This is a genomic window from Stieleria mannarensis (assembly GCF_014154935.1).
In the GTDB taxonomy this organism is placed as follows: domain Bacteria; phylum Planctomycetota; class Planctomycetia; order Pirellulales; family Pirellulaceae; genus Stieleria; species Stieleria mannarensis.
The window spans coordinates 101,896-124,493 of the sequence record NZ_JACEHH010000007.1 but is presented as its reverse complement, the minus strand read 5'-3'; the positions used below and the strand labels follow the sequence as shown (position 1 = coordinate 124,493).

Genomic DNA, 22,598 nt, shown 5'->3' with positions numbered 1-22,598 from the left:
AGGAAGGCAACAATACGATCTCGTCGATCGTGGATGTGACGCTGGCGACACCGCCGGACTTGCAAGTGACCGCGTTGTCGGCGCCTGAACGTGTGCGGGCCGGCCAGACGTTTGATGTTTCGTACACGGTCAGCAACCTCGGCGGCGAGACTCCGGCGACGCAGCCCGACTGGGACGATTTGGTCTATTTTTCGCGGGATCCATTCCTGGATCTCCGCGCCGATCGATTCCTCGGTTCGATTCGGCACGAGGGCGGATTGGTGGCCGGAGGAACCTATGACGTCACACGCAGCTATCGTGCCCCGAGCGGATTCGCCGACCAGACCGAAGAGTATTACGTGTTTGTGATCACCGATCCGCCGCGGAAATCGACGATCGGGGAGGTCTTTGAGCTGGATGCCGAAACGAACAATGATCGGCACACCGTCACACCGGTCATCATTGAGTTGCCGCCGCCAACCGATTTGCAGGTAACCAGTGTCGACGTTCCGGCCGACGCGCGGTCGGGTGAACCGGTGACGGTCAGTTGGACGGTTGCCAATCTCAGCGGCAATGACCCCAGCGATCCGGACGCCGAACCGGCAACGGGCACGTGGTCGGACACGCTGTACCTTTCCACCGATGCGACGTGGGACATCGGCGATGTGCCGCTGGGCCGATTGAGTTTTTCGGGGAGCTTACAGGCCGGTGAAAGTTACACCCAATCCTTCACCACGCTGCTGCCGCCTGCGACACCGGGGCAATACCGGGTGATCGGGCGAACCGATATTTTTAATCAAGTATACGAGCGTGAATTCGACGCCAACAACACCCTGGCGTCGGCCGAAACGTTGGCGGTTACCGTTGACCAATTGCAACTCGGCGTGCCACTGGACACGACCTTGTCGACGGGACAGTCACGGTTGTTCCAGATCACCGTTCCACATGACCAGACCCTGCGGGTGTCGTTGACGACCGAAGCGGAAGGGGCGGCCAACGAGTTGTTCTTGCGGTACGACGCCGCGCCGACGATCGCCGCGTTCGATGCGGCCTATCAAGGCGGCCTTGACAGCGATCTGCAAGCGGTGATCCCCTCGACCAGTCCGGGCACCTACTACGTCTTAGTACGCGGATTCAATGAACCCGCCGACGACACACCGATTCGCCTGTTGGCAGAACTGTTGCCGTTGGTGATTACGGACATCAACACCGACGTCGGGGGTGATTCAAAGTTTGTCACCACGACCATCGAAGGGGCGCGTTTTCATGAGAACGCGGTGGTCAAGTTGATTCGACCGGGTTTCGACGAGTTTGTTCCGGTCAATTACGAAGTCATCGACTCGACGAAGATCATTGCGACGTTTGATTTTACCGATGCCACCCACGGCTTGTATGACGTTGCCGTGATCAATCCCGGCGACGAGATGGCCGTCGTCCCCTATCGCTTTTTGATCGAACAGGCCATTGAGCCAGATGTCACGATCGGCATCGGCGGTCCGCGAACGATCCTGGCCGGCGAGGTCGGGACCTACAGTGTTGCGTTGCAAAGTGTGTCCAACCTGGACACACCGTACGTTTATTTCGAAGTCGGCATCCCGGAAATGCTGACCAATGAGTTCGTCTATGGATTGCCATTCGTGCGATTCAATTCGAATGTTCGCGGTGCACCCGACGGGGCCGACGACGTGCCTTGGGCGGAGATCGATTCGGTCATCAATGCCGGTGACCTTGCTGATTCTTCCCGATCACCGGGCTACCTGTTCGATCATGACGCCAACGGGTTTACCGGCTTTAGTTTTAATGTTTCGACCTACCCGGGGCTGGAAGAGTTGCATGACCGGGCGTGGGAGCAACTGGTCAACCAGGTCTATGCGGCCTTTCCGGATCTGGCCGATGAAGGGGCGCTCGACGACGGACCGGAGGGACTGGACAAGATCTATCCGGGGCTGGCGGATTTGTACAACATGACCGGAGCGGTCCCCAGCGAATGCGAAATCCCGTTCATTCCATTCCGGTTCCATTTGACCGCGGCCGCGACGGCGATGACGCGTCAGGAGTTCATCAACCATTCACTCGGCGAAGCGGAAGTGCTGCGACAGGCGATCATCGATGACGACAGTAGCGTCACACCAGCGCTGACCACGCTGGCGGCCAATCGAGAGGACTGGGGGAATCTGTTCCTGGCCGCTCTGGAAGAAGGTGGTTTGCTACGCGACGAGGCGGGCATCCCACCGATTCGCCAGCAGGAACGAATCGTCAGCCTGATGTCGACACTCGCCTCTGGGATCTTGATCGGACCGGCCGGGCAAGAGATCCGCAGCTCCGGCGATCTACTGGGCTTTTTTGACCAGATCCGCGAGTGGTATGGTCATGATGCGGGACAAATGGGTGAGGTCGAATTCTATGATCCCCGCAGCAGCCGATGTTATGACGGCGAAATCCCGGTCCCGGCGATCAGTGAATTCGAAGACTATGATTTGGGGCTTTCCAGCGAGACGCATTTTGAGTCGTTCCGCGTGTACGTTCCCTGGATGGCGTTCGAAGATCGCGGCGCGGGGCTTCCCCCGGAATATCAAATCAATGGGCCGCAACCGGTCGACGGCGATGAGTTTGCACAGTTGGATCTGTCGCAATTTCTCGCCGGTCAAGCGAACCAGGGACTCGCTTCGATCACGGGGCCACAGACGGTGGACACCGAAGGCTGGTTGCCGCTGGCCCAGCGGTTGCCCTACACGGTCACGTTTGCCAATTCGCCCGAAGCGTCGCAATACGTTCAAGAGGTCCGCGTGGTCACGGAATTGGATGAGGATCTGGACATCTATTCGTTCCGGCTCGGTGACATCAACATCGGCAAGATCAACGTCCACATCCCCTCGGATCGCGCGTTGTTCCAAGGCGAGTTTGACTTCACCAACAGCGAAGGATTCTTGCTGAGGGTTAGCGCCGGGGTGGATCAGGTGGCCCGCCAGGCGACCTGGTTGCTGCAAGCGATCGATCCGTTGACGGGTGAATTGTTGCAAGACGAAACGCGCGGCTTGCTGGCCCCCAACAACGCCCAGGGCGACGGTGCGGCCTTCGTCTCCTACACGATTTTGCCTGATGCGGACGTGGCCGAAACGGGCAGCGAGATCTCGGCGAGCGCGCGGGTGTTGTTCAACAACGCGCCTCCGGAAGACACGCCCGTGCTGTCGCAAAAGGTCGATGCGGTCGCTCCCGGTACGGCACTGGATGTCTCGTTGGTCGCCGGTCAAAACGACAATTATCTGGTCGATTGGTCGGTGGCCGACGACGACGACGGATCGGGATTCCGGCACGTGACGTTGTATGTCGCGACCGATGGCGGAGACTATCGAATTTGGCAGCGGCAATTGACCGATGCGACCGGATCGTTGGTGTTCGAGGGAATCGCCGGTTCGACCTACGAGTTCTTGGCATTGGCGACCGACATCGCCGGCAATCAACAATCCCCCGGACCGGGAGTCAGCGCCGAAAGCGACGGGACGAGCATCAACCTTGGCGGCCCGCAAACCGTTCCCGACACGACGCCGCCGAATTTCGGAATCCCTCCCGAGCCGACGATGGAACCGTCGACGAATCCGTTGTTCACGATCGCCGAGCAGCTGGTGCCGGCCGCCGAAATCACGTTCTCACGTCCGGAATACGACGAAGTGTTGCGGCCGTTCGTGGGACGGTCCTTTGTGACGGGAATCGAGCAGAGTTTTGCCGACATCGGCCCGATGGCGATCGTCGAGACACCCGACGGCGAGTTCATCATCAGCGGCGGCCCGAGTCGAAGTTCGTTGTTCCGCTTCGGCCGTGATGGTGGCGACGCCCTGAATGCGTGGGTCACCCTGCCGTATCCGGTCTTCAACATGGAATTTGATTCCCAAGGCCGGCTGTGGGCAACCACCGGCGGCGGACCGTTGCTGCAGCTGGATCCCGATACCGGAGCGATCGTTGCCCAGCACGGCGACGGTATCACGATGGCATTGGCGGTGGAACCTGGCACCGGCATGATCTACGTCGCTTCGGGCGTCGTCTGGTCCGGTGGCGTCAACGGAAACTACGGCGGCCCGGGAGGCGTGCTGGTTTTCGATCCGGAAACGGAGACCTTCACTCAATACAACCGCGACCTCAATCTGCGCGTCGCCTCGCTCGATTTTGACAACGAGGGCCACCTGTGGGCGACGACTTGGCCGGATCGCAGCCAGGTGGTTCGGTTCACGCCGCAGCGACGCGCCGAGTTGATGCTCGACTTCGATGCGCCGGTCGATTCGCTGTCGTTCGGTCAGGTGGGAACCGAGTTGGATGGGTTGCTGTTCGTTTCGCACAACCAGGGCTCAAACGATCATCCGGGAAGCGAGTTGACCATGGTGGACACCGCGACTCTGCGACGCGTCACCGTTGCCGATGGCGGAACGCGTGGCGATGTCGTCGTCACAACGTCTGATGGCCGCGTGTTGGTCAGCCAATCCGATCAGGTCGATGTTTTGAATCCGGCGGTCGCACCGCTGGTGATTGCGACGAATCCGCCGGCCAACGGAATCGCGGTCTTGCCGATTTCGACCCTGACGGTGACCTTCGACCAGCAAATGTTTACCGGCGTCGGTGGCGAAGCGGCATCGGTTTTGAATCCGGACAATTATCTGTTGGTCGGCGACAACGTCGGCGTCGTGCCGATCGGCGAGGTGATTTACGTTTCGAGTGCCAACACGGTGCATTTGTTGCCGGGGCTATTGGAAAGTGACACGTACACGTTGACGGTCCAGTCGGGCGTCAGCAGCATCGAACGGCTGCCGATGGAGCAGGATTACACGACGACCTTTTCCACGGTGTCCGACTTCACCAGCTATGTCGACATCGACTTTGCCAATGTCCGCAGCGATCGGATGTCCGATTGGGTGTCGTGGGACGTCGTGATCACCAACACCAGCCCGTTCGATTTGAAATTGCCGGTGCTGTTGCTCCTGGATCCGGCCGATGGGTACCCCGGCGTACCGATCGATGCCGCCGGCCAAGCCCCCGATGGTCGCTGGTTCATCGAGCTGACGACAATCGATCTGGTCCCGGGGGCTTCCACGACGGCACAAACCGTCACGATCTACAACGCGGATGATCGTCGCGTGGATGTCGGAGTCGGTGTCGGAGCGAATCCGGGCGTCAACCAGCGACCGGTGTTCACGTCGACGCCGATCACCCAGGCACGCGTCGGCAGCCCGTACATCTATGACGCCGACGCGACCGATCCCGATTCGACGGTGACCGACCCGACGGTCGCCCAACTGTATTACTTCCTTTATTCGGGGCCGGAGGGCATGCAGGTCGATCCGGTCAGCGGTGATGTCACCTGGACCCCCGGACCCGATGCGTCACGTGTCTCGTCGGTCGTGCTGCACGTCTATGACACGCGGGGCGGGCGGGCGGTTCAGGCATTTGACATCGAGGTCGCCGACGGTAATCAGATGCCGGTGATGGCCGATTTGCCGGGCGTAATCGAAGGACGCGAAGGCGAAACGATCGAGTTCGCGTTGCCGGTGAGCGATCCCGATGGCGATCCGCTGGCCGCCTGGATTGATCAGATGCCTCCCGGTGCGCTACTGGATCCCGTGCGATTGGTGTTCCGCTGGACTCCCGACTTTGAGTCCGCCGGGACGTACCCCGGAGTGATCTTCAATGTGACCGACGGGGTGCATCACGTCGGTTCTCAATCGACGTTTGTGATCGCGCCGGCGGATCATCCGCCGCAACTGGTGCTGCCGGAAGAACGGATTTTGCGCGAGGGAGACACGTTGAAGTTTGCCGTCGCCGGAGAAGACCCCGATGGCAATCCCGTCGAATTCTCAAGCCCGATGTTGCCGCCCGGGGCGACGCTGCACCCGACGACGGGGATTTTCCAGTGGACACCGGAGTATTACCAACACAACGACGTCCCTTACGAGATTCCAATCACGGTCACCAGCAACGATGTTTCGGTCACCAAGACGATGTCGGTGACGGTCATCAATGCCAACGGGGTCCCCGTGTTTGACGATCTGACCGGATGGCGGATCTTTGAAAGTCAACCGATGGCGTTTTCCGCTTTTGCATTCGATCCGGACAACCCGGGCTACGAACCGCCGGTCCCCGAGGAAGACGGAAGCCTTTCCGATCGCACGCCCGAGTGGCCGGCAACGGTGACTTACACGGTCGATGGTTTGCCGGCCGGGGCGAGTTTTGATCCGGTTTCGACGTTGTTCTTCTGGCAACCGGAATTCGACCAAGCCGGCATGTACACGTTGACCTTCACCGCCACCGACGACGGCGATTCAACAGGCATCCCGCTGCAAACCATCGCGACGGTTCAAATCGAAGTGATGAATTTGAATCGAGCACCCGAGATCGCGGAGTTTGACAACCAGATCGTCACGCGCGACCAGGTGCTGGAGATTCCCGTGTCGGCCGTCGACCCCGACGGAAACCCGATCGAGCTGCGCGCCGAAAACGCGCAACCCGGATTCCCCTTGCCCGACTTTGTCACCTTCGTCGACAACGGTGATGGAACCGGATTGTTCCGCCTGGCTCCGACCGTGGGTGACCGCGGCGATTACGGACTGACCGTGATTGCCCGCGATGATGGGGATGGCGGTGGAGCATGGGCGCCGTTGGAGACGCCGTTCACGTTCATCGCCACGGTCGATTCGCCGAACGAACCGCCGCGTTGGGAATTCGTCGGCGATAAAGTCGCGGTCGTCGGTGAACCGTTCTCGTTCACGTTGCAAGCCGCCGATGCGGATCAAGAACCGCTGCTGTATGCGTTGGCTGGTCTGCCGGCCGGTGCCGTGATCACCCCCGAGGCGACCTATGGCCGGGCCACGATCACGTGGACGCCAGGTGCCGGCGATCTGGGGATCTACAACGTCACCGCATCGGTCCAAGATGGCGGCAACGGCGGGCAGACCGCTCCGGCGACGGATGATGCGTCATTCAATCTGGTCGTGCGTTCGGCCAATGCCAGTCCGGTTTTGTCTCCGATCGCCAACGCCATCATCGAAGAAGGGCAGACGTTCACCTTTGTCGCTACAGCCAGCGACCCCGACGGCGATCCGTTGACCTATCGGGGCGAGAACCTTCCCGAAGGCGCGACGCTGGACCCGTCCAGCGGGACGTTGACCTGGACGCCGAGTTTTCAACAAGCCGGCAACTACCAAAACCTTCGCATCATCGTCGGCGACGGTCACCGCAGTCGTTTCCAAGACTTCGAGATTTTTGTCACCAACGTTAACCGCGCCCCGGTGATTGTTCCGCGTGAGCCGTTGTTCATGCGTGAAGGCGGGTTGCTTGACTTCACCATGACGGCCGGCGATCTCGACGGAGACCCGATCGCTTACAGCGCGACGAATCTGCCCGCCGGGGCCGAATTTGATGCAGCCGGCCGATTCCGCTGGACGCCCGGGTACGAGCAATCCGGTGACTACGTCGTGACCTTTACCGCGACCGACCCGTCGGGGCTTTCGGATTCGACCGACGTGACGGTGCGGATCGACAATATCAATCGTGCCCCGGTTCTGGACACCTCCTTCCACGCCGTTCGGCTAGGCGAAGAATTGCGGCTCAACATCGAAGCGTCCGATCCCGATTCCGGGACGACGCTGACGTACGATGCAACCGATCTTCCCGCCGGCGCGTCGGTCGACGAAGTGACCGGTGAAGTGGTTTGGACGCCGGGGCCGGGACAAGCCGGTGAGTACTTGGTCCGTGTTTTCGCCAGCGACGGCCAGACGACGACGTCGCAGATCATTGTGATTCTGGCCGACGTCGAATTGCCGACGCCCGAGGTCAGTGTGATCGTCACCCCCAGTTTCCCGTCTCCGCCCGGCGAAGACATTCTGGTGCATGCGATCGCGGATTCGCTGGCAAAGATCGCGATGGTAACGTTGACATTGGATGGACAAAGTGTTGCGTTGGACGAAAACGGGCGAGCCCGATTCACCGTCGCCCAACCGGGACGTTACGAATTGGTCGCGACGGCGACGGACGTTGACGCCCTGGTGGGCGTGGCGACAACGACGTTGAAGGTGCGTGATCCGAGCGATGTTGATTTGCCCGTCGTGTCGTTGGCCGCACCCGATTTTTCGATCATCGAAGACGGCGCCATCATCGGATCGATCCAAGACACGAATTTGGATCAGTGGACGCTGGAGATGCGTCGACTGGGTGAACCCGACTTCCGAGTGATCGCCAGCGGGCATGAAGCGTTGTCGAATGCAGTTTTAGCGACGCTCGATGTCGGCGACATGCCCAATGACTTTTACGTGTTGCGTCTGACCGCTCGCGACATCGCCCGCCGTGCGGGGCGCGCCGAAACGATCATCGAACTCTATAGCGAGACCAAGCGAAACATCGTCCTGAACGAAGTCGACTTCAGCGCCGTGATCGGCGGAGTCGACGTTCAGATTGCTCGGCAGTACGATTCGGTCGAACGGGATCGTGAAGGCAGATTCGGCAATGGATGGCGTTGGACCAATCGCGATGTGAACTTGCGAAGCAGTGCCCGCGTCACCGGATTGGAGTCCCAGGGTCTGTATTCGGCCTATCGTGAAGGCACGCGTTTGTTCCTGGATGTCCCCAGTGGCGACAAACTGGGATTCACGTTCCAGCCGGCCGAACAATCCATCCCCGGGCTGATCTACTACACGGCTGATTGGCAACCGTTGCCAAGTAATCCGGCCGGCTGGTCGCTCCAGTCGCCGGATTTAAAGCTGATGCGGGGTGGGGATCAGTTCTTTGAATTGTCCAGCGGTTACCCGTACAACCCGGCGAGCCCCTTGTTTGCGGGCGACGACTTTGTCTTGATCGGCCCCGATGCGACGCGATACACGGTCGATGCCCAACTCGGCGTGACCAGCCAAACCGATTCGCTGGGAAACACGGTTTACTTGGGTGACAGCGGTATCGTCGCGGTGGGCGGCCACGCGGTTCAGATCGTTACCGACGCGGACGGGCGGGTTTCGCGGTTGATCGGCCCCGACGGTGAAATCTTGAACTATCACTATGACGTTCAGGGCAACCTGGTCGCGGCCAGGCAGCCGGAGTCGGGCGAAACCGATCGGTATGGCTATCGTGCCGACCAGCCCGGACGGCTGGAAATCGCCGTCGACGGCAGCGGCGGTGGATCCGCGTTTGGTTATTCCGAGCTGGCCCCACCGACCACGACGACGTTGCAGGGGGACCTGGGGGCTGCGGCGACGTTCAGCGGACGAGCGACCGTTGCAAGCCTTGCCGCCGGAGAGACCAAGGCATATGCGTTTAGCGTCCGGCAAAGCGAAATCGATTCGACACCAACCGGCGAAGTCCTGGTCCGCGTGGTCGCCACGGGAACGCCCGGGATGTCGATCGACGTGCCTGAGATTGTCGGACTGACCCCACGATCGACATCGGTGGTCGATGATCGCAGCGAAGCAATTTACGCCGTTTCCCGAGAAGGGCTTTACCAGGTTCGCGTTCGTGAGGACGGCGCGGCCGGTGGTCAGGCCACAATTGAACTGATGGTTGCCGGCGATGCCAATTCCGACGGCAAGGTCGACGGCCTCGATAGCGATCTCGTCGCGTCTTTGTCGGGCATCGCGATCGGCCAGGCGGGATACGATGTTCGTGCCGACGTCGATGGTTCCGGCGTGATCGATCTGGCGGATCGTCAACTGCTTGTTCGTAACGGCGGGTTCCTGGCCAATCTCGCTCCCCAGGCCAACCCTGTCTTCGCCAACCAAATGACGCACGTCGATTTGGCGCTCCAGTTCGAACTCGATGCAGCGGTCGTTGATCCCGATGGGGACGATGTTTTCTATCGCATTGATTCGACCTCTGGCGGCGTGGCATCGCTCAGCCGCGATGGCCGGTTGGTGACGTTCACGCCGGATGCCGGTTACGTCGGACCGGCTTCCGTCTCGATCCTGGCCGACGACGGTTTCAATCAATCCGAGATCATCACGCTCGGCATCAGCGTCTCCGACGCGGAACTGTTGGGAATCGAGATCGTGAGCCGTCAGCCGGTGTATCAGGTCGGCGAGCGGGCGAAGTTGTTGGTGCTCGGTGACTTTGCCGACCAGCAAGACGTGCCGTTGATCGGCGACTACCTGACGTACCTGTCGACACCGTCGGGCGTGTTGTCGGTCGATGCGCAAGGCGAGTTGACTGCGGTTGCCGAAGGCTATTCAGCGGTCACGGTGTCCCGAGGATTCTTTGCCGCGGCGACGGCGGTGACCGTCGGCGATCCGGACGATGCACTGGCGCGGCAAGACGGCATCTTTGTTTATCCCTCGGCGGTCACGTTGCCGTTGTCGGCCGGCCAGCGTCAATACGTGGTGCAAACGCTCGACGGCGCGGTTGACTTGTCCGCGGCGATCGACGGAGCGGTTTACGTACTCAGCGATTCGAGAGTCGTCGACATTACCGAGGATGGATTTGCGACCAGCGCGGCACTGGGCGAGGTGGAGCTGACGATCATCAGTGGACCGGCCGAGCAGCACGTCACGATTCGCGTGGTTGAGCCTCAGATCGGCACCGCGACCTTCGGCGTCGAAGGCGGTCTGCTGCAAAGTGACGACGGGTCGATTCTGCAGCTTGCCCCGGGCGCCCTTCCCGGTGACGTGGAAGTTTCGATGCAGGAGATTCCGCTTCCACCGGCCGAGGAACTGCCGAACGATTTGGTGTTCAATTCCGGCAAGTTGCTTGAGCTGGATTTTGGCGGTGCAACACTTGCCGAACCGGCACAAATGATCGTGCCGTTGGGGGGCGATTTCGTCGAAGGCGATGAAGTCTTCTTTTTCAAGAAAGAACAGTTCCGGCTTGAAGACGGCACACTGCACGATTTGTGGTTGTTGTTGGAAGTCGGCAGGGTTGATGCCGACGGAAACGCGCGAACCACGTCGCCGCCCTATCCGGGGCTGAGCGCCGGCGGACAGTACCTGGCGGCCAAGGCGGATCAGCCGGAGGCGCTGGCGCGGATCGGAATCAATGCCCCGGATCATGTGGGCTACAGTTTCGGGATCGATTTCAATCTGGGCATCGCCAGCGTGATCGGCGGCGGTCTGATTCCGATCTTTCCTTCGATTTCGTTCGGGATCACGATTCCCTATTATCGAAGCGATCCCGATGACATCCCGTACGCCGCGCAAAGCGTCAACGTTGCCGACGTGGTGCCCGGTGAGTTGTTCCAGCCGACGATCACGCCGCCGCTGGTCGATCCGGCCGGCCTGCGACCGGTGATCGGCAACGTCGAGCTTGCCGCGCTCAATCCGCCGCGTATCCTGCTCTCGGGGCTGCGGATGGCCGACAGCGAAGTCATCTTTGTCCAAGGTGATCAGGAATATCCGGCCGACGGTGGCGTGGGCGACAGCTCGGCGTTGGTGAACGTTCCTCGCGGCGTCATTCTGGGGGCCGCGGAAATCATCCTCAGGCATCCGGACTTTGGCGATTCCAATTCAGTCGGATTGACGCCCGCCGGCGGGCTGGGCGCGGTCGGTGGCATCGGCGGCGGCATCGCGGTCTTTGACACCAACGGCAACAGCAACGAGATTCTAAAGAAGCTGACGGATGTCGAGTTCGGCAGCGACACGTACTTCTCGCCGGACAACACACGGTTGTTCGCCGCGTCGCGAACGGCCGTTGCCGTGTTCGACACGATGACGCTCGAACCGATCGACACGGATCCGTCGACTCCGGAAATCGACAAGATCTCGATTCCCTACGACACCTTCATTCACCAAATCACGATCGATCCGGCCGGCAATTTCCTGTACGCGACCGGGTTCGCCGGGACGGTTTGGGTGATCGACATCCGGCCGGATTCGCCGACGCTGCATCAAACGATTCGCTCGATCGCGTTGCCGCGAGAACGGCACAGTATTTCGGGGGCGTCGGTGACCGCCGACGGCAAGCAGTTGCTGGTCGGAACCGGTCAAGGATGGGAAGACGGCTACCTGACGGTGATCAATCTGGACTCGGACGAACTTCCCAGTGCAGAGAACTTGGAACCGGAAGGTTGGGGAGAGATCACCAACGATGTCGCCTTGGATGGCGTGCCCAACTACGTCAACACCACCAGCAACGCGGACTACGCGACGTTCTCCTATCGCTATCGCGTGTCGTCGTTTACCCCGTGGGGTAACTCGTTCCCCGTCCAGCCGAACCTGATGCGTTTCGGCACGGTCGATTTGAGTTCCGGTTCGCCGGTGATCGATACCGTCGGGACCCGAGTGGTCGGCGGCAACTTGAATCCGATTCAACAGCGATTCTATACCGGTTACTACCAGAGCGTTTTGACGCCGCGTGAAGTCGTCGTTTCGCCGGACTTGGAATACGCCTACATCGGCGAATGGCAGTTGTTCCTGGTGTTCGGCTATGGCGGGACGTACGGGGACAAGGTGGGCATCGTCAAAGACCCCTTCGGCACGCCGACGTATCTGGGGGCGACGACGCCGATCGACGGCGGGTACGTGACCAACGTCGCGCTCAATCACGACGGCTCGCGACTGCTGGCATCCTACGGCGGCTTCGGTGAAGTCTTGGTGATGGATACCGCGGCGTTGCAACAAGCCGGGGAGAGTTTGTCACCGTCAGAGCGTGAACGAGAACCGCTCGATCAGGTCAACCCCGGCGTTCACATCACGCCGATCACCGTCCAGGGGCTCCTGCAAGGCGTCTCGGCACAGCAAGCATCGATCGACACGGAATTGATTGGGGTCGATCGTTGGTGGGCCTATCCCGAAGAAGAGTTCTCGGTCGACGTCAAGATTCTGACCACCGAAGTCGGGCCGGTGACGCTGAACATCGAATTCGAAAACGGTGGTGACGGCTGGTCGCTCAGCGATGGTGCCTACGCGACACTCGACGGAGGCAGCGAACAATTCTCCTTCACCGGAACCGAGGTGCTGATCCCGAACATCGAAGATCCAAACACCGAGCACACGATCACCATTTATAACCTGATCGCCCCGGATGAACGTTCGCTCGAAAAGATCGATTTCCAGCTGAACGAAGGTTTCGGCAAAGAAAGCCAAACGACGATTTTCATCGTCGACCGCGAACCGATTTCAGCGGGCGGCCTTTCGATCTCGGTGCCCGGGGCGGAGAACGCTCTGTCGTTCGGAAGCATCGAGGACCTGGCCGCGGCGTTCTCGCCGACGATCTATTACAATCGCGCCGAAAAGTATCCACGACCGGTTTCCACTGCCGTCTCGATCAACGACGGCGTACTGCTTGACAAATTCGGATTCCCGATCACCAACCCGTCGACGATCGGGGAAGTCTCCAATGCGGATGCCCAAATCGACTTGCCGGGCGAGTCCACCGCCGACTATCCGTCCGGAAACTCCAGCCCCACCGTGTACGCGTCCGTCATCGGCGACGGCGAAGACGGATCGTTCGAGAACTTTGCGATCAATTACTGGTTCCATTACCCGTACAGCAATTGGAAAGATCACTCCGGATCCAACACGCACGAGGGCGACTGGGAAAGCATCACCGTGTTCTTCGAACCCGGTGACGGCGGTTACGTGCCGACCAAGGTCGGTTACGCCCAGCACGAACAACACAGCGGAATCCACAGTCAGCTTGACGGCGGGCAACTGGTTCCCTGGTCGGTGGCGACCTCCGGGCCCGGCGACGATCCGGACAATCCGATCACCAGCCCCAACGTGTACGTCGGTCTGGGCGCGCACGCCAGTTTCTTCTGGCCGGGCGTCTCCGAATGGTTTGGACTATCCGATCCGGGATCGATCCTGCCGATCGGAACGAGCGACGAACAGCACTTCGGAAATGGATTGAAACTTGAACCGGTCGACTATGACTTGACGACCATCGGACGGGTTCCCGAAGTTGCCGACGACGGCGATCCGAACAACGACTGGGTGCTGTTTGCCGGTCGCTGGGGACAAATGGATTTGCCCGGCGGCGAATTCATTAACCTGTCCGGTATCGTCGACGCGGCCAACGGCATCAGCCCGTTCCCGGACATCGAACTCGATGACATGACGCTGGGCAACGATGCCCCTCGCGGGCCGGCGTTCAGCAGCGGCGATCGCTGGTACGATCCCTGGACGTGGGCGGGGTTGTTTGACGAAGTGTCACTCGAAGACGTCGGTTGCACGGTCGAAGACGTCACCTGTGGCCCGGACGGCACAGGGCTGGAAGCCGACCACTGGACGGTGATTGTGCACGGATTGTCGACCGATCCATATGAGGATTTGATCGACATCGATAGCGGCGAAGAACTCGATGGCGGCTGGATGTGGCGGATGGCCGAACGCTTGGACGTCGCGTCCGGGAACGTCGTCGTCCACAGTGTCGAAATCATCGACGGCGCCGGGAATCCGACGCCCTTTGATCAAATCATCCGCCCCGGATTCAAACGCGATGAAGCGACCGGCGAGTGGCAAGACGAGGGCATCTCGATCGACGATGCAAACTACCACCACGTCTTACTCTTCGATTGGGCTGAAGTCTCCAATTACGGCGATTTCCCGGTCAATGCCTTCGTCTTGGAGACTCCACCCGACGGTGCATCCGGGGACGACGGGTACGCCGAAGGCTCGGGTGATTTTCTGTTCGCACTGTTGCACGGAGCGGAGATCGCCGAGCGGACCGATGCGTTCATCGGATACAGCCGCGGGGCGATCGTGACCAGCGAGGCGGCGCAGCGATTGTTGCTCGATGAAAGTCCGGAAACCGGCATCGATCAGATCGCATTCCTGGACGGGGAAGGCGGGCACTTTGGCGGATTGCTGTACCAGGATTACCAGTTCCACGCCTGGCAGAACATCCGTACCGACAACTACTACAAATTTCCGGCCGATCCGTTGGGGGCCCATTCCAAAGACGGTGCTCGCAACCATAACGACGGCTATGAATACAGCCACGCCGCGTTCCCACAATACTTCACCGGCATCGATTCGCCCAAGAACGGCCAATTCGACGGCGTGTTCATCGAAGGCGGCTTGTTGGCGACGCTTGATACACCGGATGAGATCGATGGCGATCCCGCCGATCCCAGCGAAGTCGATCCGCCACAGCCGCGTGAAATCTTCAACGGCGACTTTGAATTCAACAGCACCGCGGGATGGTGGTATCACGGTGCCGGGACCAATCCAACCGACCTGGGAATCGTCGAAAACGGGCACCTCGTGTTGGAAACCGGACAGTACCGGATGCACAATTGGGCTTACGCGCCCGAGGATGCCAGCGGCGTCGAATTCGATCTTGAATTGGTCGCGTTTGAGCCGACATCGTTCCTGGTCGTCCAGTGGCTGCGTAGCGACGGCACGTTCGACTCCGTTCAACTCAAGTTGGCGGACTACGAGAACAATACCGATCCGATCAAAGTCGCGATTCCTGAAGTCGGCGAGAAGGTCGGCCGCGTCCGGTTCGAAGTGACGGCGGCAAGCGGAAATGCGAAGGTCCACATCGACAACGTCAAGTGGCTCGCGCCGACTGTCGCGCTGCACGCGTTCGGCTCGGGGGATGATTTAGAGACGGTTCGTTTGGACTATGAGATCGCAACGCCTGACGACGAGCCGCTTGAAAACCCGCTGCGAATCAAGTTCACCGGCCAGCCCGTTGACGGTTCGGATCCGCAGTTCCTGGGAGAGATTCCAATCTCCCCGGCTGCGATCGGCGCGGGGATGCAACTCGGACTCGCCGACGGCGAGCCGGCCGAGGACGCGTTGAAGCCGGGACGCCATGTGCTGTTTCTCAACCCGGCCGCCGGGGGCGGGTATCTGCGATCGGCTCTGGAGGATGAAGCATTTGATGCGGTGATCGCCGAGGTCGTGCACTCGCTTGCCGACGGTGTCGATTCGGACAAAGGATTTGCCGGCTACTATCAAGCCGGATCGGGGACCAGGGCCGTCATGCGAAGTGGCGACGACGCGCAAGACAAAGTCGAAATCGATCCCGACAACACGATCCACTGGGATTCGGGCGGCTACTATCCCGACGGTCCGTACTCATTTGACTCGGTTCAGTTCTCTGACCCGGCCGACATCCTGGTCGCCACGGGCGACGAGCAGGATACGATCGAAGCGACCGAATCGCACGATTTGAAAACGGAAAAGCCGCTGTTCCTGCTCGGCGGAGCCGGGCCGGATACGATCGTCGGAGGACGAGGAGATGACTACCTGCATGCGGGCAAGGATACCGAAATCTTCGCCGCAAACGTCGTCGTGGGAATGGGCGGAAGTGATGAACTGCTCGGCGGCGACGGAATCGACGTGCTGTTCGGCGACGGATTCGATTTCGATTTTTCAACGCTGCAAGACATCGCAACCGATTTGCAGCAGCAACGCTTCCGAGCTTCAATCAACCTGGAACCGGTCGGGGCCGGTGACGATACGATCAAGGGCGGTGACGGGATCGACATCATCCTGGGCGGCCACGGCAGCGACGAACTTGAATCGGGGAAAGGCGCCGGAGGCGTGTTGATCGGCGACGCGTTCCGATTTGCCGCCGGAACGGACATCGACTTTAAACCGCTCTACGAGGCCACGCTGGATAATTTCCTGGCCGATCTGGCGACCTTTGCCACCTCGTTGGATGCCTTCTTTGAGTTTGAATTTGTCGGTGCCGGCGATGACGTTATCAAGGGCGGGTCACTGTTGGATCTGTTCTATGGCGACGAAGGCGAAGACCAAATCGACGTCAGTGGCAGCTTCGCGGCGATCGGACTCGGCGGACTCGGAAACGACACCATTGTGGGCGCTGGATATCGCAGCCTGATCTGGGGCGACGATCTGCTTGCCGATGCCAACTGCGGTGCGGACTGTGGAAACGACACCATCGAATTGGTCGAAGATTCACTGACCGGGGTCGTGATCGCCGGCGAGGGCGATGATACCGTGACCGGAGGAGCCCGACTGGATATCCTGGTCGGTGACGGGTTCAATCTGAAATTCGGCGACTCGCTGAAGTTCGCACAGAATTTGGAAGAGGGCAAGATTGGAGTTCCGATCCAGCTTTCGATGGTCGGAAAGGGTGCCGATCGGATCGACGGCAATACGGCAGCCGGCGTCGGTTTGGACGTGATCGTCGGCGGTCATGGCAGCGACAACCTGACGGGGACCGGATTGATCATCGGGTCGGGATTCAACTTGGAACCGATCGAGATCGAATTTTCGTTGCTGAGTTTCCTGGGCAAGAAGGACGACGCGAGTAATCAGTCCAGTCCGGATGACGTCAACAAGGCGGCCAAGAACAGCAAAAAGTTGTTGTCGGTCAGCGTCGGGTTTAACTTCGATAGTGATCCGGCCGACCAGGATGTGATTCAGACCGGCGGGGTGTTGAACCTGGTCTTCGGCGGCAAAGGCAACGACACCATCACCGGCGGCGGTTGGGGCGACATCGTCCTGTCCGGCGAAGGCGATGACACGGTCGATACGAGTGCCTCGATCCTCAGCTATATCGAAGGCGGCGACGGCACCGACACGCTGACCGGTCCGAATCGCAGCGCCGCGATCGGCAGCATCATCATCGGAGACCAAATCGATTACCCGAGTTTGAATCCCGCAGCCAACGTGAGTTTCGGGATCGATTTCAATTGGCAAACGCAGCTGCTGAAAATCACCGCGGGGGCAAGCCTGCTGGCGTTCCGTGGAACCGGCAACGACACGATCAAGACCGGCAACGGGATCTTCAATCTGGCCGTGGGCGGAGAAGGCGACGACACGATCACGGGCAGCGGCGGAGTCGACTTTATCCTGGCCGATGAATTCAACGTTGCAGCCGATATCGAGTGGGAATTCAGTTTTAAGGACTGGCAGACGAAGAAGCTGGAATTCAATCTGCCGGGTCTGCACGGCGCCGGGAACGACCGAGTCTACGCCCACGGCTGGATGGACTATGTCGTCACCGGTGACGGCGACGATCACATCACCGGAAATGACGAAGGTGTCCTGGATGTCATCTTCGCCGGCAAAGGGACCGACACGGTCGTTGGCGGAACCAACGGATTCAATGTTTTGTCCGGCGGCGACGGCAGCGACACGTTGACCGGTTCCGATCACGGCAACGTCATCCTTGGTGACACCTATTCGCTGGCAACGGGCAACCCACTCAATGACATCGACGCCCTGTTCAACGGTGAACTTCGCGCCGCCTTTGGGCTGATCCCCGAAGGAACCGGCGCCGACACAATCGTCGGCGGCGATGGGTTTGATTTCATCATCGGCGGTGATGGCAACGACCAGATCACCGCCAAGAATGGCCTGAACGTCGTCCTGGGAGATGAATTGAATCTGGCGCTCGGGTCGGCGATCGACATGAATCAATTGCTGACCGAACCGGACAAGGCGGGCGAGATCTTTGTGCCCTTCACGCTTCGTGGTTCTGGCAGGGACACGATCACCGGCGGCAGTGGGACCGACGTGGTCTTTGCCGGCGAAGACGACGACAACGTCCAAACGTTTGGCGGCCCACTGGACGTGGTCTTCGGCGGCGACGGCCAGGATGTGATCGATGGCGGTGCGGGTTTCAACGTCTTGCTCGGCGGTGACGGATCGGACCAAATCACCGGCGGCAATGACGGCAACTTGCTCTGGGGTGACGGTTTCTCCATCGGCGGAACCCTGCAGGCACGCCTGCCCGTCAGTATCACAGACATCCGCAACTTCCGCATCAAGGGCAGCGTCGACTTCAATCCCGCCGGGTCCGGCGCCGACACGATCGTCGGCGGAAACGGTCTGGATGTGATCGTCGGTGGTTATGGTAGCGACTTGATCGACGCCGGCGACGGATTCAATTTCGTCCTCGGCGACGCGTTCCGGATCAGTGTCGGCGGCGAGATCGACCTGCAGGGGCTGCGGAGCACGCTGCGATCGGTCATCAATTTCTTTGACGTCGAATTGACGCTGCTCGGGTTGGGCAGCGACCGCATCGACGGCGGGCTCGGTACCGACATCGTCGTCGGCGGTGGCGGCGCCGACGTGATCGTCGGCGATGCGTCCGATGACTACCTGTTCGGAAACGACGGCAACGATTGGATTTGTGGTCACGGCGGCGAAGACTGGCTGTTCGGCGGTGCCGACCAAGACACGTTGTGTGGCGGTGCCGGTGAGGACGTCCTGTTCGGCGGCGACGGGAATGACCTGGTCGACGGCGGGCCCAGCAACGATGTGATGCGCGGAGGCGATGGCGCCGACGAGTTTTACTTTACCGACACCTCGGCCGAACGAAGCGGCTGGTTCTCCTTGGCCGCATGGGCAAACGACTACGACACCGGCGAAGGCGACTACACCGGCCCCGGCACCTCATCCGGTCAGTGCGTCGCCCCGCCGTCGCCACTGAATCTTGCCCCGACCGGCCAGTTTGGAACGCCGGGCACGCCGACCATCGATCCGGGCCACACCACTGCGGGCAATCGTCATCAAGACGCAGTGGGCTCTCCATTGACTCTGGAGGTCGTCACTGAAATCGCCCAAGCGGCCGCTGAACGCTGGTTGCGAGTCCTCCCCGATCCCAAGCCGGATGTGCTGGCCGGTGTCGAATTGGCGATTGCGAACCTGCCGGGGACGTACTTGGGCACAGCGACCGAACGAGCCGACGGAACGCATCTGATCACCATCGATTCGGACGCGGTGGGCTATGCGTGGTTCGTCGATTTAACTCCGTATGATGATGTCGAGTTCGACGCCGTTTCAGAGATCACGATGCAGGCCGCACAGGATTCGCCTGCGCGAGGAAGCGTCGACCTGTTGACCGTCGTGACGCACGAATTGGGGCACGTCCTGGGCTTGCCCGATTTGAGCGACGAAATCGAAAGTCTGATGGCACGCACCTTGTCGCTGTCCAAGCGTAAGCTTCCCACCGCCGATGACCCGGCCTGGAACGCGGTCGTTGAGGGGGTCTACGGAGACGGCAATCACGTTCACGCGTTGCACTTGGATCCGCCACGTCAGGTGATCGATGGCGGGTTTGACGGGGCGTCGGGGGATCCGGATTTCGGCTGGATGACGCTGGGATCGGCATCGATCGAAGGCGGTGTCGGGGTCTTGCGCGAGCATGCGACCTTCAATAGTCGGCTTTCGCAAACGATTGAAATTCCCGCCAACGCGACAGCGCTGCGTTTCACGATGACCGCGGATCTGCCACCGGTTGAAAACGAAGTACCCGATGCGTTCGAATTCGCTCTGCTGGACACGCACACGGGGCTGCCGATCGCGGGCACCGCCGACGGAATCGGCGAAACCGATGCCCTGCTGAACGTGCAAACCGATGGCGTTACTTACTTCGGGCCGAAGATTGACGCCCCCGGTCTTTCAACCACCGGAGAGCCGATCGATCTCGGTCGATCCCACACCTTCTCGATTGATTTGACCGATCTGACCGAGGACACCGTCGCGACGCTGTATTTTGACCTGCTCGGTTTCGGTGAGTTTGACAGCACGGTCCGGATCGACGACGTCGCTTTGGTGGTTCCCGGAACACCGACGCTGAGCATTGCCCTGGACCCGGCATTTGATACCGGGACTCCCGGCGACGACTTGACCAGCCTTCAGCAGGTCGATCTGATCGGAGTGACCGATCCGGGCCAGGTCGTTTTGCTTGATGTGGATGGGGATGGATTTGACGACGCTGCAACGACGGCCGACGGTGCGGGCGAGTATCGATTCAGTACGCTGACACTGGTCGAAGGCACCAACGTGTTCCGAGTCCAGGCCAGCAACTCCGACGGCGACACGGTGCGAGAGATCGAAGTCGGCTTGGATTCGGTTCGTCCGACAGGGACGCTCGCCGATCCGCTTGCGGGTTCGATTTCGGCATCCCAGAGCGGATACATCGATTTGGTTTGGAGCGATCTTGGCGGGCAAGGCGACCTTGGATCGGGGATTGACCCGGCAAGCATTGATCCGTCGGACATCTCGGTCGCGGGGCTGACCTTCACCGGTGCGGCCCCCCACACCGGACCGGGGATCGCTGACGGAACGGTCCGGTACACGTACACCGGAAATCTGCCCGAGGGCGTGATTGTGGTCGAGGCGTCCGCCGGAGCGGTGATGGACATCGCTGGCAACGACAGTCTGCCGATTTCGGATTCGATTGTCATCGATCGAATCGGTCCGGCGGTCGAGATGCTGAGCCCGGTGGCAGGATCCACGATCACAAGTGACCCGGGCTACGTCGACATTGATTGGACCGACATCGGTTTAGCAGGCATCGATGTCGCCTCCATCGGCGTCGACGATTTGGACGTCGGCGGGCTTTCGGTGGACGAGGTGGAAACGCTGCCCGGAGGCGCGATTCGCTACTGGTACAACCGCGACAATCAACAACTGACGCCGGGACCGGTGACGGTCTCCGTCAACGCGTCAACGGTCATCGACACGGTCGGCAATCCGAATGCTGCGGCGAGCTTCACCTTCGAGTTTGCACCGCCGACCAACGAACCACAGGACGTGACCGACAAGGTCCATGTCCAGGTTTCGGGGCTCCGGATCAACCCCTTCACGCGAGCGTTCGACTTCTTCGTCACGGTCGAAAACACCTCGACCGATGTGCTCCAGGGGCCAATTCATTTGTTCTTCGAGAACTTGACCCCGGCTGGCGCTGTCGTGTTGGGAGCCGAGATTACCGGTGATGGTGTTCCGTACGTTGATCTGATCGATCGATTGGGTGATGGAAAATTAGAACCGGGGGAAACCTCACTGGCGCTTCCGCTCAGTATTCGCAGCGCGGGCTTCTTTGATTTTGATCCTCGGGTCACTGCGATGATCCCCCCGCCACCGGCGCCATTGATTCAGAGCATCAAGCGATTCGAGCCGCTCAGCGAAATGACGAGTGCTGACGAGTTGGCGTTCCATGTGACATTTGATGGTGAACCGGCCGAACTGGCCCCATCGCAGTTCTCGGTGACCGGCGGATCGACCGCCGGCGTCGAGCAGGTGACGCCGGTCCAGGGCACGGGAGAAGCGACCTTCCACGTTGTCGTCAGCGGTGGGGACTTGGCGGAATTCAACGGAACCGTTGGTTTGGAATTCATCGCTCCGAATCAACCCGCCGCAGCGACTCTGCTGGCACCTGCGGCGCCACTGCAGGCGACGTTCGAGTCGTTTATCGTCGATAACGTGGCACCCCGGGTCAGCATGCTTCCAGCAGACGATGGGGGAAGCAGCGTCGTCCGTTCGCTGACGGTTGAATTCAATGAAGTGGTGGTGATCGATGCGGGCGCGTTTGAACTGAGACGAGAGTCTGGCGATCTCGTCGAACTTTCGGTAAGCACCGCCCAAGTCAATGGAAAGACACAAGCATCAATTCGCTTTGACGGGCCGCTGGTTGATGAGAGCGGATCATTGACCGACGGTCGCTATGTGCTGACGACGTTGGACACTCACGTTACAGATGCGGCAGGTAACGCGATCGACGGGGACCACGACAACGCCAATGGCGGCGATGCGGTGGACGAGGTGTTTCGTCTGTTCGGGGATGCCGATGGCGACGGCGATGTCGACGGCCAAGACTACGGTCGGTTCGGATTGTCTCTCATGAAACGCGAGGGGCAGCCCGGATTCAACGCCGCGTTTGATTTCGATGACGACGGCGATGTCGATGGCCAGGACTACGGACGATTCGGCACACGTTTTTTAAAGAAACTTTAA

At 60.3% G+C, this 22,598-nt stretch carries 1 protein-coding gene (running past one end of the window); it reads left to right on the top strand.

All coding sequences use genetic code 11. The features are described from left to right. Positions 1-22,598, top strand: the 3' portion of a protein-coding gene (locus H1B37_RS07025) for a CARDB domain-containing protein (protein WP_182865920.1). 14,248 nt of this gene lie to the left of the window's left edge; 22,598 of the gene's 36,846 nt are visible here — the last part of the coding sequence; its start codon lies off the left edge, out of view; the stop codon is at positions 22,596-22,598.